Genomic DNA, 239 nt, shown 5'->3' with positions numbered 1-239 from the left:
GAAGGGAGAGGAAAAAAGAGAAAAGGAAGGAAAGGGGGAGGGGGGGGGAGGAAAAGGAGAGAGAGGGGGAGGGAGGAGAAAAAGAAAAAAAAAAAAGGGAAGAGAGAGGAAGAGAAGGAAAGGAGAAGGAAGGAAAAGAAGGAAGAAGGAGGAGGTAAGAAAGAGGAAAGGGGAAGAAACAGAAGAGGAAAGGGAAAAGAGGGGGAGGGAGAAAAGGGAGCGAAAAGGCTGGAAACAAG

1 protein-coding gene is annotated in these 239 nt (G+C 48.1%); it reads left to right on the top strand.

Translation table 11 applies throughout. The features are described from left to right. Positions 1-239, top strand: a 239-nt coding sequence (locus tag AB1471_RS19150; protein ID WP_367781055.1) for a hypothetical protein, incomplete at both ends; no start/stop codon positions are given.

It is taken from the genome of Jeotgalibacillus marinus, from assembly GCF_040801915.1.
Classification (GTDB): Bacteria; Bacillota; Bacilli; order Bacillales; family Jeotgalibacillaceae; genus Jeotgalibacillus; species Jeotgalibacillus marinus.
This window is presented reverse-complemented; position numbering and strand designations above follow the sequence as displayed.